This is a genomic window from Streptomyces caniferus (genome assembly GCF_009811555.1).
Lineage (GTDB): Bacteria > Actinomycetota > Actinomycetes > Streptomycetales > Streptomycetaceae > Streptomyces > Streptomyces caniferus.
The window spans coordinates 3,823,229-3,838,659 of sequence record NZ_BLIN01000005.1 but is presented as its reverse complement, the minus strand read 5'-3'; the positions used below and the strand labels follow the sequence as shown (position 1 = coordinate 3,838,659).

14 protein-coding genes are annotated in these 15,431 nt (G+C 72.5%); 9 read left to right on the top strand and 5 right to left on the bottom strand.

Annotation, left to right across the window (positions count from 1 at the left end):
- The first annotated feature begins 90 nt into the window (after positions 1-90).
- From Scani_RS33290 to Scani_RS33280, 3 genes are all read left to right on the top strand, one after another.
- Positions 91-1,275, top strand: coding sequence for an acyl-CoA dehydrogenase family protein (locus Scani_RS33290; RefSeq protein WP_159481449.1), 1,185 nt, complete (start codon positions 91-93; stop codon positions 1,273-1,275).
- Between the two features lie 7 nt (positions 1,276-1,282).
- Entirely contained in the window at positions 1,283-2,305 is a 1,023-nt protein-coding gene (locus Scani_RS33285; protein ID WP_159481448.1) for an acyl-CoA dehydrogenase family protein, read from the top strand.
- Positions 2,306-2,778: 473 nt separating this feature from the next.
- The gene (locus Scani_RS33280; RefSeq protein WP_159481447.1) at positions 2,779-3,264 is read left to right on the top strand and encodes an ATP-binding protein; all 486 of its coding nucleotides are present in this window, start codon (positions 2,779-2,781) and stop codon (positions 3,262-3,264) included.
- Between the two features lie 336 nt (positions 3,265-3,600).
- On the opposite strand, the gene Scani_RS33275 is transcribed toward Scani_RS33280, so the two are convergent.
- Positions 3,601-4,527 (bottom strand): cyclase family protein, encoded by a 927-nt coding sequence (locus Scani_RS33275; RefSeq protein ID WP_159481446.1) that lies wholly within the window; start codon positions 4,525-4,527, stop codon positions 3,601-3,603.
- 108 nt (positions 4,528-4,635) lie between these two features.
- Here Scani_RS33275 and Scani_RS33270 point away from each other — a divergent pair, with 108 nt between their 5' ends.
- The 3 genes from Scani_RS33270 (at position 4,636) to Scani_RS33260 (ending at position 8,086) form a co-directional block, all read left to right on the top strand.
- A complete protein-coding gene (locus Scani_RS33270) occupies positions 4,636-5,544 on the top strand; it encodes an SDR family oxidoreductase (RefSeq protein WP_159481445.1) in 909 nt (302 codons plus the stop codon).
- A 281-nt stretch (positions 5,545-5,825) separates the two neighbouring features.
- On the top strand, positions 5,826-7,019 hold the full coding sequence (locus tag Scani_RS33265; protein ID WP_159481444.1) for an acyl-CoA dehydrogenase family protein: 1,194 nt from the start codon (positions 5,826-5,828) through the stop codon (positions 7,017-7,019).
- A complete protein-coding gene (locus tag Scani_RS33260) occupies positions 7,016-8,086 on the top strand; it encodes a Zn-dependent alcohol dehydrogenase (protein ID WP_159481443.1) in 1,071 nt (356 codons plus the stop codon). Before Scani_RS33265 ends, Scani_RS33260 begins: the two co-directional genes overlap by 4 nt.
- Before the next feature lie 226 nt (positions 8,087-8,312).
- On the opposite strand, the gene Scani_RS33255 is transcribed toward Scani_RS33260, so the two are convergent.
- On the bottom strand, positions 8,313-8,942 hold the full coding sequence (locus tag Scani_RS33255; RefSeq protein WP_246296291.1) for a flavin reductase family protein: 630 nt from the start codon (positions 8,940-8,942) through the stop codon (positions 8,313-8,315).
- 195 nt (positions 8,943-9,137) lie between these two features.
- Here Scani_RS33255 and Scani_RS33250 point away from each other — a divergent pair, with 195 nt between their 5' ends.
- Together Scani_RS33250 and Scani_RS33245 are read left to right on the top strand one after the other, a co-directional pair.
- On the top strand, positions 9,138-9,725 hold the full coding sequence (locus Scani_RS33250; protein ID WP_159481442.1) for an RNA polymerase sigma factor: 588 nt from the start codon (positions 9,138-9,140) through the stop codon (positions 9,723-9,725).
- Positions 9,726-9,730: 5 nt separating this feature from the next.
- A complete protein-coding gene (locus Scani_RS33245) occupies positions 9,731-10,387 on the top strand; it encodes a hypothetical protein (RefSeq protein ID WP_246296290.1) in 657 nt (218 codons plus the stop codon).
- A 67-nt stretch (positions 10,388-10,454) separates the two neighbouring features.
- On the opposite strand, the gene Scani_RS33240 is transcribed toward Scani_RS33245, so the two are convergent.
- The 3 genes from Scani_RS33240 to def form a co-directional block, all read right to left on the bottom strand.
- A complete protein-coding gene (locus Scani_RS33240; protein WP_159481440.1) occupies positions 10,455-11,372 on the bottom strand; it encodes an enoyl-CoA hydratase/isomerase family protein in 918 nt (305 codons plus the stop codon).
- Positions 11,373-11,521: 149 nt separating this feature from the next.
- Complete coding sequence (locus tag Scani_RS33235; protein ID WP_159481439.1) at positions 11,522-13,777, bottom strand: acetate--CoA ligase family protein; 2,256 nt, start codon at positions 13,775-13,777, stop codon at positions 11,522-11,524.
- Positions 13,778-14,002: 225 nt separating this feature from the next.
- Entirely contained in the window at positions 14,003-14,665 is a 663-nt protein-coding gene (gene def, locus Scani_RS33230) for a peptide deformylase (RefSeq protein ID WP_159481438.1), read from the bottom strand.
- A gap of 111 nt (positions 14,666-14,776) precedes the next feature.
- Between def and Scani_RS33225 the strand changes: the two genes are divergently transcribed.
- On the top strand, positions 14,777-15,358 hold the full coding sequence (locus Scani_RS33225) for a winged helix-turn-helix domain-containing protein (RefSeq protein WP_159481437.1): 582 nt from the start codon (positions 14,777-14,779) through the stop codon (positions 15,356-15,358).
- Positions 15,359-15,431: the final 73 nt, after the last annotated feature.

The following is a 15,431-nucleotide window of genomic DNA, read 5'->3' as shown; positions in this document are numbered from 1 at the left end:
CCGAGATTAGAGGTCGGTGGCTTGTCGGTCCAGAGGGGCGGGTCTAGCCTCGTTCTGACGATCCATCAGATAATGGGCGAGGGGGCGACGATGGACCTCACGTACTCACCGGAAGAGGAAGACTTCCGGGCCCGGCTGCGCGGCTGGCTCGGCGAGGTGCTGCCGAAGCTCCCCGCGAAGCCCGCCGCGAGCGACTGGCCCGGCCGGCGGGCGTACGACACGGCCTGGCAGCGGATGCTGTACGACGCCGGGTACGCGGGCCTGCACTGGCCGCGGGACGCCGGCGGGCAGGGTGCCACCCCCACCCAGCACCTGATCTTCCTGGAGGAGACCGAGCGCGCGGGCGCCCCCTACGTCGGCGCGAACTTCGTCGGACTGCTGCACGCCGGGCCGACCCTGGCCGCCGAGGGCAGCGCCGCCCAGCGCGCCCGCTGGCTGCCGCCGATCCTGCGCGGCGACGAGGTCTGGTGCCAGGGCTTCAGCGAACCGGACGCCGGCTCCGACCTCGCCGCGCTGCGGACCAGGGCCGTGCGCGACGGGGATGCCTACGTCGTCAGCGGCACCAAGATCTGGACCTCGCACGCCGAGGTCGCCGACTGGTGCGAACTCCTCGTCCGCACCGACCCGGCCGCGCCCCGGCACCGCGGCATCAGCTGGCTGGCGATGCCGATGGACGCACCGGGGGTGACGGTCCGGCCGCTGCGCACCCTGGCCGGCTCGACGGAGTTCGCCGAGCTGTTCCTCGACGAGGTGCGGGTGCCGGTCGCCCATCGCGTCGGCGCGGAGAACGACGGCTGGCGGGTGACGATGGTGACGCTGTCCTTCGAGCGCGGCACCGCCTTCGTCGGCGAGGTGGTGGCCTGTCGGCGGGTGCTCGGCGCGCTGGCCCGGGCGGCGCGCGCCAACGGCCGCTGGGACGATGCCGTGCTGCGCCGCAGACTGGGCCGGCTGAGCGCACAGTTCGCTGCGCTGTGGCGGCTGACCCAGTGGAACGTGAGCGAGGCGATGGGGGCCCCCTCGCGCGCCGGGCGGCGGGCGAGCACCGGCGGCGTACCGGGAGTCGGCGGCTCGGTCTTCAAGCTGCGCTATTCGCACCTCCGCCAGGAGCTGTACGACACGGCGGCCGAGGTGCTCGGCGCCGGCGCGCTGGACGCGGACCACGAGTGGGTCGCGGACCGGCTGTCGTCCCTCTCGTACACCATCGCGGCCGGTACCTCGCAGATCCAGCAGAACATCGTCGCCGAGCGGATCCTCGGCCTGCCGAAGGGGCGGTGACCGGGCCGTGGACTTCCAACTCGGCGACGAGCAGCGGGCGTTGCGGGACGCCACCCGCGAGCTGCTGGCCGGACGGTTCGGCCGGGAGCGGCTACGGGCCGCGGTCGACGACCCGGCGCTGGACCGTGCGCTCTGGCGGGAGCTGGGCGCGGCCGGGTTCTTCGCGCTGCGGCTGCCGGAGCGGGCCGGCGGGGTGGGGCTCGGGCTGCCGGAAGCGGTGCTGGTCCTGGAGGAGGCCGGGCGGGCGCTGCTGCCGGGGCCGCTGGTGGCGTGCCTGCTGCTGGCCGGGGCGGTGGACGGCGTCGCGGCCGGCGAGAAGATCGTCGCGCTGTGCGAGGCGGAGCGGGAGCCGGTGCTGTGGGAACACCCGGCGGACTGCGATGAGTTGATCTTGGTGGAGGGGGGTGCGGGGGCCTGCGGTGGCGGCCCCGGGGGCCGTCCCGGAAGCGGGCCCGGCGGTGCGGCCGGGGGCGCGCAGGGGTGCACGGGCGGCGCCTTCCGGAGCACGCCGGACCGGATTGCGTGCGCCCTGTTCGCCTCCGTCGACCCCCTGACCCCGCTCGCCCGCGTCACGGATCTGCCGCGGACCGCGCCCCTGACCCTGGACGTCCCCCGGCTCCGCCGCGAGGCCGCCCTGCTCACCGCGGCCCAGCAGGTGGGCAGCGCGGCCCGCACGGTCGAGATGGCGGTGGGCCACGCCCGCGAGCGCGAGCAGTTCGGCGTGCCCATCGGCTCGTTCCAGGCGATCAAGCATCTGTGCGCGCAGATGCTCGTCAGGACGGAAATCGCCCGGACTGCCGTGTATGCGGCGGCGGTCACGGAGGGTGTTCTCGACGTCACTGCCGCGAAGCTGCTCGCCGACGAGGCCGCGGTGGGCAACGCGCGGGATTGTCTGCAGGTCCACGGCGGAATGGGCTTCACCTGGGAAGTCGATGTTCATCTGCACCTCAAGCGGGCCTGGTTGCGGGCCGAGCGCTGGGAGGCGGCCCGCGAGGCCGAAGAACTGCTGGCGGCGGGCCTGCTCGCCTGACCGTGGCCGCGGGAAAGGCGCAACGGTGGCGCATGGCGCCCGGCGATGTCAGACTCTGGCAACTCGTATACGGAATGTCGGACTCGCCACACAGAAATGGTCACGGAGTGTCGATATCGGGTTGTGTCCTAGGCGTGACTCGTCACAGGGGGGAGTCGGCGTTCCGCTCGGGTACCCTCCGTGGGGTGCGAGTGGTTCTGTGGCGCAACGGACCCGGTGTCGTCCATGAGGCGGCTCCGGGGTACGGACTGCGCGCCGCTCGCCCTTGGGTGGGGCCCGGTCGCCCCCCGTGTTCGACTCCCCGCAAAGTGCGTCGCACAGTATGCAGGACGCATACTCCCTTGCGCTGGAATATGCCCGAAGCGCTTGTTGGGGTGACTCAACGTCAACCATGCTGTGCTTCACCGGGGTCACGCACCGTGACTCCGTGGAGGCGCGAGGCGATGTTTCCGCCGGTTCGGATGGTGTGAGCGGTGCAGGTGCTTCAGGTTCAGTTGGACGTACGGCCCGACCCGGCGGAAGTGGGGCGGGCCCGGCGGTGGGCCAGGTCGCGGCTCGTGGGTTCCGGAATAGGGGCCGACGAACCACTCGCGGAGACACTGATCCTCTTGATCTCCGAGCTTGTCACCAACGCCGTGGTGCACACCGGCGCGGCGGCCGAGCTGCGGATGTGTTTCTCCGGATCGGGCGCCGTGGTCGGCACGGTCCGGGTCGAGGTGGTGGACGCCAGCGCCCGCCCGCCCCGTCAGCGGCACGCCGACGGGGACGACACCAACGGCCGCGGCCTGGAGCTGGTGGACGGCCTGGCCGACCGCTGGGGTTGGCAGCAGGAGGGCGGCGGCAAGCGGATCTGGTGCGAGGTGGACCGCGGCCAGCCCCTGCTGATGGCGACCGGGTCCGATCTGGGGGCCTACGAGTCCCATCACGCGACGCCGCACGCCGTGACGCATCAGGCGTGATGCGCCCAGCGCGTCGCGAAAGCGACGCTTTCTGTATGAGTGCGGCAAATCGGGCGTATCGAAATTAGTCCAGACCAGGTGTTGACGTGGCGTGCCCGGTTGATCACTCTTGGGTGGAGCGATGCGCCGTGAGGGGACGCCGAGGTCGTGGGGGGCCGGGACTCCGGTCCGGGGCCTTGGCGAGTGCGGATCGCGGCCTGGTGGGCCCCCCGTGGCAACGGGGGTGGTGGCGGTTCGCGGTGCCGTGCTCGGGGCGCGCATCAGCGCATCGCCGTCTGGCCGGCCGGGCGCCGTCGGGCCGCCGGCCGTCAGGGCCGGCGGCTCGGCGCGGCTCCCTCAGAGGATCGCCACGGGCGCGACCGGCGCTCCGGATCCCCCGACGAACGGTTCCGCCATCGCGGACAGCAGGAACGCCCAGCGCCCCGCCTCCGCGCAGGCCGTCGACAGTTCCTCCAGATTCCAGTTCTGGCCCTGCAGCATGCCCATCTCGACGAGGTCGAGCGCATGGACCGGCATCCAGAGGTTCTCGATCTCCGGCGGGAAGATCTCGAAGGTCAGGGTGTCGTTGGCGACCGCCGCGACATCGCGCGCATGGAACCACTCCGGGGTGCGCAGCGACAGGCCGGGTGACGGGAACGCGTAGGCCTGCCGGTCGCCGGCGAGGTAGTGCCGCAGCTGCCCGGTCCGTACGAGGACGATGTCGCCGGCCCGTACCTTCGTCCCGGCCAGGTCCTCGGCGGCGTCCAGGTCTTCCGGTGTGACGGCGTACCCGCCGGGCAGCCGGTCGGTGCGGTGTGCGCGGGCCACGTCCAGGAGGACCCCGCGGGAGACGATCGGGGTGGCCTTCTCCATGCCGAGACGGGTGGCGCCGTGGTGCGCGGTGACCGAGTCGGCGGGGCGGTTGTTGTAGAGGCGTCCGGAGTGGGAGACATGGGCGAGACCGTCCCAGTGGGTGGCGGCCTGGAGGCCCATCGTGACCGCGTCGTCGGTGGTCGCGACCGTGCCGGGGCCGAAGATCTCCTGGTTGATGGCGGTCATGGTGTGCAGCGGGTTGACCCGGCCGGGAATCACTCCGGTCTGCACGCCGTCCTGCCGGAGCGGGAGGGCGAGCGGGACGCGGCGGCCGGTGCGGACGCAGCCGGCGGCCTCCCGTACGACCTGCTCGGTGATCAGGTTGAGGGTGCCGATCTCGTCGTCCGCCCCCCAGCGCCCCCAGTTGTTCACGCGCTTGGCGATGTCGTGGAACTCCTGCGGCAGGGGCATGGGCCCTCCTCGGGATGGCCGGGTTCGGTACGCCCCGGGGTCTTGTGTTCGTACCGTGTCTGCTCAAAAATCTAACGGTCCGTCAGAAACTGCGGGAAGGGTCACGGCATGGGGAACTTCTTGGCCGGCAAAGTGATCGCCGTAACGGGGGCGGGCCGCGGCATCGGCCGGGCGGTGGCTCTCGCCTGTGCGGACCAGGGCGCCAAGGTGATCGTCAACGACTACGGGGTCTCCATCGAGGGCGGCGGGCCCAGCAGCGAGGTCGCCGAGTCCGTGGTGAAGGAGATCGAGGCGGCCGGCGGGACCGCGGCCGCGGTGGCCGACGACGTGTCCACCATGGCCGGCGGACAGCGGATCGTGGACACCGCGCTGGCGCAGTACGGGCGGATCGACGGCGTCGTGTGCGTGGCCGGGATCCTGCGGGAGCGGATGCTCTTCAACATGTCCGAGGAGGAGTGGGACCCGGTGGTCGCCACCCACCTGAAGGGGACGTTCACGGTCTTCCGGGCGGCGTCGGCCGTGATGCGCCGGCAGGGTTCGGGGACCCTGGTGGGCTTCACCAGCGGGAACCACCAGGGGTCGGTGTCCCAGGCCAACTACGCGTCCGCGAAGGGCGGGATCATCTCGCTGGTGCGGAGCGCCGCGCTCGGGCTGCACAAATACGGGGTGACGGCCAACGCGGTGGCGCCGGTGGCGCGGACGCGGATGTCGGCGAACGTGCCGATGGAGCTGACGGAGATCGGCGAGCCGGAGGACGTGGCGGCGTTCGTCGTCTATCTGCTGAGCGACCGGGCCCGCGAGGTCACCGGGCAGGTGTACACGGTGGCCGGACCGAAGATCGCCGTGTGGGCCCAGCCGAGGGAGCTGCGCTCCGTGTACGCCGACGGGGCCGGGTGGACGCCGGAGCGGGTGGCGGAGGTGCTGCCGGGGTCGGTGGGGACCGATCCGATGCCGATGCTGGGGCAGGTGGCGGCGATGGCGGTGGCTGCGGGGGCGAAGGCGCGGCCCAACGTGTAGTGCCCCGTGGGGGCGGCTTCCCACGTTGTCGGCTGTCCCGCCGTGGTGGGGTTTCGCCGATGCGCGGCATGCGTTGTCGGCTGTCCCGCCGTGGGTGTTGCTCGTCGTTGCGCCTGCGGCGGGCGGGGTCCGCTGCGCGGGGCTGTGGGTGCGGTGACGGGCCTGCGGGGCCTGGTGTGTGGACTGCTTCGCTTTACGTCCACACACCAGGCCCCTCCGGCCCGTCCCCTCCCGTGGGTGGAGTGAGTGACGGTGGGTGGGGGCCGGCAGGGGAGGGCTTGGTGGATTTCGGGTTCGGGAGTGGGGACGAGGCGTTCCGGGCGGAGGCTCGTGAGTGGCTTGCGGGGCATCTCGTGGGCGGCTTCGCCGAGTTGGCGGGGTGCGGCGGGCCGGGGAGCGAGCACGAAGGGGTGGAGGGGCGGCGGGCGTGGGAGCGGGAGTTGGGGGGCGGTGGGTGGATCGGGCTCGGGTGGGACTGTGCGGAGGGGGCGTACGGGAACCGTGTGGCGAGCCTGACCCGGCAGGTCGTATGGGCCGAGGAGTATGCGCGGGCGGGGGCGCCGGGGCGGGTGGGGCACATCGGGGAGAACCTGCTGGCGCCGACGCTGCTCGCGTACGGGGACGAGGCGCAGCGGCGGAGGTTTCTGCCGGCCATCGCGCGGGGCGAGGAGCTGTGGTGCCAGGGGTACAGCGAGCCGGACGCGGGGTCGGATCTGGCGGCGCTGCGGACGGTGGCGGTGCGGGACGGGGCGGGCTATCGCGTCAGCGGGCAGAAGATCTGGACGTCGCTGGCCGGAGCGGCCGACTGGTGCTTCGTGCTGGCGCGGACGGATCCGGCCGAGCGGCGGCACCGCGGCCTGTCGTTCCTGCTGGTGCCGATGGATCAGCCGGGGCGCGTCGAGGTGCGGCCGATCCGGCAGATGTCGGGGACGGCGGAGTTCAACGAGGTGTTCTTCGACGGCGCGGTGGCCGGGCATGTGGTGGGCGGGGAGGGCGCGGGCTGGCGGGTGGCCATGGGGCTGCTCGCGCGGGAGCGCGGGGTGTCCACGCTCGTCCAGCAGATCGGGTTCGCGGCGGAGCTGGGGGAGGTCCTCGGGGCTGCGGTGCGCTGCGGTGCGCTGCGGGACCCGGTGGTGCGTGACCAACTCATCCGTCAGTGGGCCGAGTTGAAGGTCATGCGGTGGAACGCGCTGCGGACCCTGGGGGCGGCCGGGGACGCGGGCGCACCCAGCGTGGCGAAGCTGTTGTGGGGCGGCTGGCACCAGCGGCTCGGCGAGCTGGCGATGCGGGTGCGCGGGGCCGCCGCGGCGCTGGGCCCCGTCGACTGGACCGCGCAGGCGCCGTACGAACTCGACGCGCTGCAGCGGCTGTTCCTGTTCACCCGGGCCGACACCCTCTACGGCGGCTCGGACGAGATCCAGCGCAACATCATCGCCGAGCGGGTGCTCGGCCTGCCCAGAGTGGAGCGGATATGAGGGGCGTCATCTTCGACGGCGAGCAGCCCCGGGTCGTGGACGATCTGGAGGTGCGCGAGCCGGGGCCGGGCGAGGTGCTGGTCGGCATCCGGGCCGCGGGGTTGTGCCACAGCGACCTGTCGGTGGTGGACGGGACCATTCCGTTTCCGGTGCCGGTGGTGCTGGGCCACGAGGGGGCGGGTGTGGTCGAGGCCGTGGGCGCGGGCGTCGGCCATGTGGCGCCCGGTGATCATGTCGCGCTGTCGACGCTGGCCAACTGCGGGGCGTGCGCGGAGTGCGACCGGGGGCGGCCGACGATGTGCCGGAAGGCGATCGGGATGCCCCAGAAGCCGTTCCGGCGGGGCGAGACCGAGCTGTTCAGCTTCGCGTCGAACTCGGCGTTCGCGGAGCGCACGGTGGTCAAGGCGGTGCAGGCGGTGAAGATCGCCGAGGAGGTTCCGCTGACATCGGCCGCGCTGATCGGGTGCGGGGTCCTCACCGGGGTCGGAGCGGTGCTCAACCGGGCGAGGGTGGACCGCGGGGACTCCGTCGTGGTGATCGGGGCCGGCGGGATCGGCCTCAATGTGCTCCAGGGGGCGCGGATCGCGGGGGCGTCGGTGATCGTGGCGGTGGACGCCAACCCCGCGAAGGAGGCGGTGGCGCGGCAGTTCGGGGCGACGCACTTCATCGACGCGTCGGCGGTGGGGGACGGCGTCAAGGCGGTGAAGGAGATCCTGCCGACCGGCGCCGACCATGCCTTCGAGTGCGTGGGCAGCACCCGGCTGATCCGGCAGGCCATCGATCTGCTGGACCGGCACGGGCAGGCGGTGCTGCTCGGTGTGCCGCCGGCCACCGCGGAGGCCTCGTTCCGGGTGTCGTCGATGTATCTGGACAAGTCGATCCTGGGCTGCCGTTACGGCTCGGCCCGCCCGCAGCGGGACATCGCGCTCTACGCCCGGCTCTACCGCGAAGGGCGGCTGCTGCTCGACGAGTTGGTGACGAAGACGTATCCGGTGGAGGACTTCGCGAAGGCGGCGGACGATGCGCACCATGGGCGAGTGGCGCGGGCGGTGCTGACCTTCGGCTAGGGCGGGGCGGTACGGGCCGTCCGGCTCGGGGGCTGGCGATGGCGGTCGCCTTCGCGGCGACGGTCCCGCCGGCCATCGCCCTGTGCCGCGAGTACTACGGCGCGGACAGTGCGATGGTCTTCGGCTGGGGGCCGGCCGCGCGCGGGTGCGGGGGAGGGGTGGCCGGTTCCCGTATGGGCGCCCAGGGGCGCCTTGGCAGCGTCGCGCCCGGCCGCACCGGCCGCGCTCAGGGGTGGAAGTGCCCGAAGGCTCCCCGGTGGAAGAGGAGCGGGCCGCTCTCGGCGGCGGCCGGATCCGTGCCGAGGGCCTCGACCCGGCCGACCACGATCAGATGGTCGCCGCCGGTGTGCACGGCCTGGACCGTGCAGTCGGTCCAGGCGGGGGCCCCCGCCAGCCGTGGCGAACCGGTCGCCGGGGCCGGCGTGTGGCGGACGCCGGCGAACTTGTCGCCGCCGCTGACCGCGAACCCCCGGCAGAGCTCGCCCTGTCCCGCGCCCAGGATGTTGACGCAGAACACCCCGGCGCGGGCGATCCGCGGCCAGGTCGTCGACGTACGGGCCACCATGAACGCCACCAGCGGCGGGTCGAGGGAGAGTGAGGCGAAGGACTGGCAGGCGAAACCGGCCGGGCCCGGCTCCCCGGGGGACGTGATGACCGTGACGCCGCTGGCGAAATGCCCCAGGACCGCGCGGAATTCGGCCGGGTCCAGCGGGGCGCGCTCGTCGTCTCCCACGGCCCGCAGCGCCGGTCGTGGGAGGGGCCCTGCGGAAGCGGCGGCCGTGGTGGGCGCGCCGACGGAACGCAGGTAGCGCACGGCCGTGGCCGCCATTGCAGCGTGTCCCATCATGCCCTTCATTGAATCTGATGCAGCGTCAGATGTGAAGGAGCGGGACGCGGTCGCCACTCGCACGTGTGGTTTGCCGGGGGATCGGGGGCGATCTTGGGGGATTAGGGGCAGATTGGGGAGCGAATTCCTGATTGCGTGTCGTCCGCACGGGTAGCGTCCACGTCGGTCGCGTCCGTAGCCGAGCACGGGGGAGAGTTCCGGTACATGGCCGATGCGACACCGTCGTCAGCTTCGTCTGCCGCGTCACCCACCTTCGACGAGGTCTTCTGCGGGCTGTTGCCCCGGCTCTACCGGAGGGCGGTGATGCTGGCCGGGTCGAGACAGTCCGCGGAGGATGTGGTGCACGAGGCGTACCTCAAGCTCGCCGCCCGTCCGCAGCGCTTCCTCGCCCATCCGGAGCCGTACGCCTACGCCTTCACCGCCGTCCTCAACGTCGCCCGGGACGCCTACCGCAAGGACCGGCGCCAGGTGTTGGTCGACGGGATGGACGGCGTGGAGGAAGGCGGTGCGGGCGGGGTGGGCGCCGGTGCGGGGGCAGGTGCCGCCCCCGGAGGCTGGGACGGCGGGGTGGAGCGGCGGCAGGCCGAGATCGAAGCGGTGCGGCTGCTGGGGAAGTTGTCGCACCGGCAGGCCGGCATCGTCATCCTCGTCGACCTCGACGGCTACACCATCGACCAGGCCGCGAAGATCATGAAGGTGCACCGTGGTACCGCCGCTCGCCATCGCGCCCGTGCGTTGGACCGGCTGCGGGCCTACCTCGTCGAATCGGAGCACGGGCAGGCCGGGAGGTGAGCGGCATGGTGGGTGTGGGGCCACGCTACGACGGCGGTGCGGGCGGTGCGGGCGGCGGCGGCCAGGGCTTCGGCGGTGGCCGCGGCGACGGCGCCGGGGACGATGCCGAGGCGCTGCTGCGGGCGCGGCTGCGGCTCGCGGACGAACGGATCGAGACGCCGCCCGGCCTGTGGGACCGCATCAGGGAATCCGGCAGCGCGCCGGCGCCCGCCGTGGTCGCACTGCCCCGGAGGCGGCCGTACGCGGTCGCGCTCGTGGTGGCGGCCGCGGTGGCCGCGGTGGCGCTGGGGGTGTGGTGGCTGGTGCGCCCCGGGCCCGTCTCGCTCCAGCCGGCGGGCCCGCGCCCGACGGTGAAGGTCACCGTCTACAACAGCGAACGGGCCTGCCGCACGGGCCGCTCCCTGGAGTGCGCCTTACGGCTGGCCAGGGACCCGCGCACCGAGTACGCGGCGCGCGGCAACTCCGCCGGCCGGGTCTGGCACGGCGACGACCTGGCCGCGCGCTGCGTGGTCACCGACGGCCGGCTGATCCGTGATGAAGCGGGCGTCACCTCCACCCGCTGGTACCTGGTCACCACCGGGCAGGGGGTGCGCGGGTGGCTGCCGGGTGTGCGGACGCGGAACACCCGTGAGGTGCCGGAGTGTCCGGTGGGGGAGAAGTAGGGGGCGGGGGCGGGCCCTTGGTCTTCGCGCTTCGGCCCTTGCCGCCCGCCCGGCCGCCGCGTCCGGGTCACCGTCCCCGGTAAGCAGGTGTGCGTCGCTCCACGAAGGAGGCGACCCCCTCCTGCGCGTCCGCCGTCGTCATGTTGAGCTCCTGGGCGGTGGCCTCGGCAGCGAAGGCCGCGCTCCGGTCGGTGTCGAGCGAGGCGTTGACCAGCTGTTTGGTCAGGGCCAGCGCCCGGGTCGGGCCCGCCGCCAGCCGCTCCGCCCACTCCCGGGCCGTCTTCTCCAGCTCGCCGTCCCCGACGACGCGGTTGACGAGTCCCAGCCGGGCCGCCTCGGCGGCAGGTACGGCGTCGCCGAAGAACATCAGCTCCTTGGCCCGCTGCGGGCCGATCAGCCGCGGCAGGAGGTAGGCGCCGCCGCCGTCCGGGACCAGACCGCGGCGCACGAACACCTCGATGAAGCGGGCCGATTCGGCGGCCAGCACGAGATCGCAGGCGAGCGCGAGATGGGCGCCGAGCCCGGCCGCGGTGCCGTTGACGGCGGCGACGACCGGCTTCTCGCAGTCCAGCACCGCCGTGATGAGCCGCTGGGCGCCGTCGCGGATCATCCGGGCGACATCGCCGGCGACCCGTTCGTGCGACGACGGTGCTCCGCGGAGATCGGCGCCCGCACAGAAGCCCCTGCCGGTCGCGGTCAGGACCACGGCCCGTACGTCCGGGTCGGACGAGGCCTCGGAGAGCAGGCGGATGAGGCGTTCGCGCTGCTCCCAGGTGAGGGCGTTCATCGCCTCGGGCCGGTTGAGGGTGATCCACGAGACGCCGTTGTCAGTGGCGTGCCGTATCAATGAATCGACGGGGTCCGCGTGGCCGGGGGGATCGACACGGGCGGTGCCGTCGACGGGCCGGGCGGGCCCGGCGGGCTCGACGGGCCCGGCCGGGCCGGTGGCGGGGGGAACGGAACCGGGGGACGGTGAGGGCGTCATGGGGGAGCGGCTCCCAAGGGTGCGGTCATGAGTGAGTCGTCATGAGCCTGCGGTCGTGGTGGGGACGGCGGCTCGCGGCGGGGCGGGTGCGGGGGTGGTGGCCGGCGGCGTTCGCATGGGTCTGGGTCTGGGGCTGGGTGCGGGGGCGGTCAAGGGCAGATGGCCAGTGCGTCGAGGGCCACGGCGCCCTCCCCACGGGGCAGGACCACCAGCGGATTGATGTCCAACTCGGCAAGTTCGCCGTCGAGTTCGAGCGCCATCCGCTGCACCCTGAGCACGACCTCGACCAGCGCATCGACATCCGCGGGCGGCGCGCCGCGCACACCGTCCAGGAGGGCGCGGCCGCGGAGCTCGTCGAGCATCGCGCGCGCCTGGTCCTCGCCGAAGGGCGGAATGCCCACCGCGACGTCCTGCAGGACCTCCACGAGCACCCCGCCGAGGCCGACGGTCACGGTCGGTCCGAAGAGGCTGTCGTGGGTGATGCCGACGACCATCTCGACGCCCCGTTCGATCATCTGGCAGACCAGGACACCGTCCAGCGGGATGTCCTCGTAGCGGGCGATGTCGGTGAGCTCCCGATAGGCGTCCCTGACCTGGCTGGCCGAGGTCAGCTGGACCTTGACCAGGCCGAGCTCGGTCTTGTGCGCCAGCTGTGGCCCGGAGGCCTTCATGACCACGGGGTAGCCGACCAGGCTCGCCGCCCGTACGGCCGCCGCGGCGCTGGTCACCAGCTGTTCGCGCGGGACCCGGATGCCGTAGGCGCGCAGCAGTTGCTTGGCCGCGTGCTCACTGAGCGGCTGGCCCGGACGCATCAGCGCCCGCGCCTTGCGCGCGGACGGGGACAGGATGCGCGGGGCGTCCTCGAAGGGGGAGCGGTAGTCGGCGACGAAGCGGTGGTGCTCCAGATAGGCGCGTACGGCGGTGATGCAGTTGGCGAAGGTGCGGAAGGTCGCCACCCGCGAGGAGCCGAGGAGGGTGCCGCGGTAGGCGTCCTCGGTGCCGACCGGCGAGCCCCACACCACACACACCAGCTTGTCCGTCTGCTCCGCCGCCGCCACCAGATCCTGGGCGAGCTTGTCGCTCATGGGCGGGAAGGGGCCGGTGATGGGGCAGATCAGTACGCCGATGGACGGGTCGGCCAGGAGGGCGTCGATGATCTTGCGGCCACGCCAGTCGCCGACCGGGTGCCCGCCGTTGTCGATGGGATTGGCGACGTTGAGGTAGTCCGGTATCCACTGATGCAGCTCGGCCTGCTTGGCGTCGCCGAGGGTGGGCAGCCGCAGTCCCGCCGCGGTGGCCAGGTCGGAGAAATGGGCGCCGGTGCCGCCGGAGATCGAATAGACGGCGATGCCCTCGGCGGTGGGCTTCTTGGCACGGGCCAGCAGGGCCGCGGTGTCCTGCAGTTCGTCGAGCCCGTCCACCCTGATCACGCCGAACTGCCGCATCGCCGCGTCCACGACACCGTCGGCGCCGGTGAGCTTGCCGGTGTGCGAGAGGGCCATCCGGGCGCCGGTCTCGGTGCGTCCGACCTTGACGGCGACGACGGGCACCTTGTTGCGGGCGGCCCGGTCGGCGGCCAGCAGAAAGCTGCGGCCGTCCTTGAGGCCTTCCACATATGCGGCGATGGCGCCGACCTCGGGTCGGGTGGCGAAGTAGGAGAGGAAGTCGGCGGTCTCCAGATCGGCCTCGTTGCCGGTGGGGGCCCAGTGCGAGAGGCGGATGCCCAGTTCCTGAAGGCTGAAGACGGGGCGGCCCTGGTGGCCCGACTGCGTGATCAGGGCGATGGCCGGACCGTCCAGGTCCTCGCGGAACTTCTCGAAGGCGTTGAGGTTGGTGTTCGGCCCGAGCAGCCGCAGGCCGGAGCGCCCGACGACCTCGGCCAGCCGGTCCTGGGCGGCCGCGCCCTGCTCGCCGGTCTCGGCGAACCCGGAAGCGAAGGCCACGGCGAACTTCACCTTGGCCTCGCCGAGTTGCTCGATGAGCGGCAGTGGATCGCCGACGAGGAGGACGGCGAGATCGACGGTCTCCGGCAGATCGGCGACGGTGGCGTGGCACGGCCGCCCGAACACCTCGGTACGCCCCGGGTTGACGGGGTGGAGCCGGGCGCCGACCCGCTCCGACCAGGCGATCAGCTGGCGGGTGATGCCCGTATTGGGGCGTCCCTCGCTGTCCGAGGCGCCGATCACGGCCACGGACTCGGGCCGGAAGAACCGCTCCAGATCAGGCACCGGAGCGTGCAGCGGACGCCCGCTGACATCGCGGTCGACGGCCACGGCGCCCTGTCCGCCGTCGCCGGGATGCGGTTCACTGATGCCGTGCACGGTGTGTGGTGGTTGCTCCCCACAGGCCATGACGCGGGCCGGCCGGGAGTGAGTGGTGAGGGTGCCGTGAGTCGATCCAAGCATCGCAGACGCCCGCTCCTGTGTGAGGCCTCTCGTTCCTATCAACTGACGCATAGTCAGATTACTGAACTGACGCGGCGTCAGGAATGGGGATGCAGGGGAAAGCTTGGGCGGACCGGGCGCCGGTAGGTCTTCGGGGCCCTCCGGGGCCTCTGGGCGGTGGGCCGCTGGGGCCGGTACTCGGCGTGCGCGTACGCCAGTGGGCCGTGACCGTTGCCGATGGGCGCCTTACCGGCCCACGTCGGCGGCCTTGATCGCGCGCCGCGCGAAGACGTCCTCCCGGCGGTCCTCCATCTGCCGCAGAGCGTCCTTGCGGTCCCGCTTGGAGAGACGGTCGAGGTAGGTGCGGCCGACGAGGTGGTCGGTCTCGTGCTGCAGACACCGGGCGAAGTAGCCCGTCCCCTCGATGAGGGCGGAGTTGCCGTCCTTGTCGAAGCCGCGGACGACAGCGTGATCGGTGCGTGGAACCTCCATGGCGGCACCGGGCACGGACAGACAGCCCTCGAAGTCGTCGACGAGTCGGCGGCCGGCCGGATCGGGCAGATCCAGAACCGGGTTGATGAGGTGGCCGACATGCCGGATCCCCTGGTCGTCGGGGCAGTCGTACACGAACAGCCGCAGGTCGACGCCCACCTGGTTGGCGGCCAGCCCGGCGCCGTCGGCCACGTGCATGGTCAGGAACATGTCGTCGATCAGCTCCGACAGCCCCGGAGTTCCGAACTCGGTCACCTCTCGGCACGGGCGGCTCAGCACCTCCTCGCCCACCACCGTGACTCTGCGGACCGAGCCCCGTTCCGCCTCCGGCGGCAGGGCCGGATATGCGTCGACGGGGCGGCCCTGCACGCGGACTCGCCGGTCGACGGGACGGGGGCGCTCGTGACGAACAGGCATGGCTGTCTCCTCTTGTATGCACGTCACAGATGCCGTGGAGGGCACCGGAGTTGGTGACTCCAGCGGGGTTGCTGGTTGCGAAGGGCTTTGCAAAGTAGCAGACTTTGCAAAGTGACTGAAGAAGACCTCCATGCCGCGGACGATCGGGCGGTCGGCGTCGGCGAAGAACTGCGCGAGCACGAAGTCCGTACGGCCCTGCTGGATTTGCTCGCCGAAGTCGGCACCGTCACGGCGACCGAAGCCGCCTCCCGGCTGGGCTACAGCTCGGGCCTCTGCTCCTTCCACCTGCGACAACTCGACCGTCACGGATACATCGAAGAGGCCCCCCACGGCGGGGGCCGCGCGCGCCCATGGCGTCTGAGGCGGAAGAGCACGGCCGCTCCCGACGGGCCTGTCGAGGAGCAGTTCGGCGACTTGGCCCGGGGGCTGGAGGACGAGAGCTGGCAGCGATGGCTGACCCAGCGCGAGGAGGCGCCGTCCGCATGGCGCCACGACGAAGCCTTCAGCAGTGTCACCTACCTGACACCGGAAGAGATGCGCCGGGTCGCGGACACGATCCGACGGGCGCTCGCGCCCTACCAGGACCGCGAACAACGCCCCCTGGCCCGGCCCGACGGCGCGCGCCCGGTGGCCCTCATCAGCCGACTGTTCCCGCTGCTTCCCCACCCGGCAGAGGGCGCCGACCAGGACTGAGGGGCGTCGGTGATGGCGCGCTCGTCGGAGGGCATGGCGAGAGGCTGAGCGCTTGCGGCGCCGGCACGGCCCT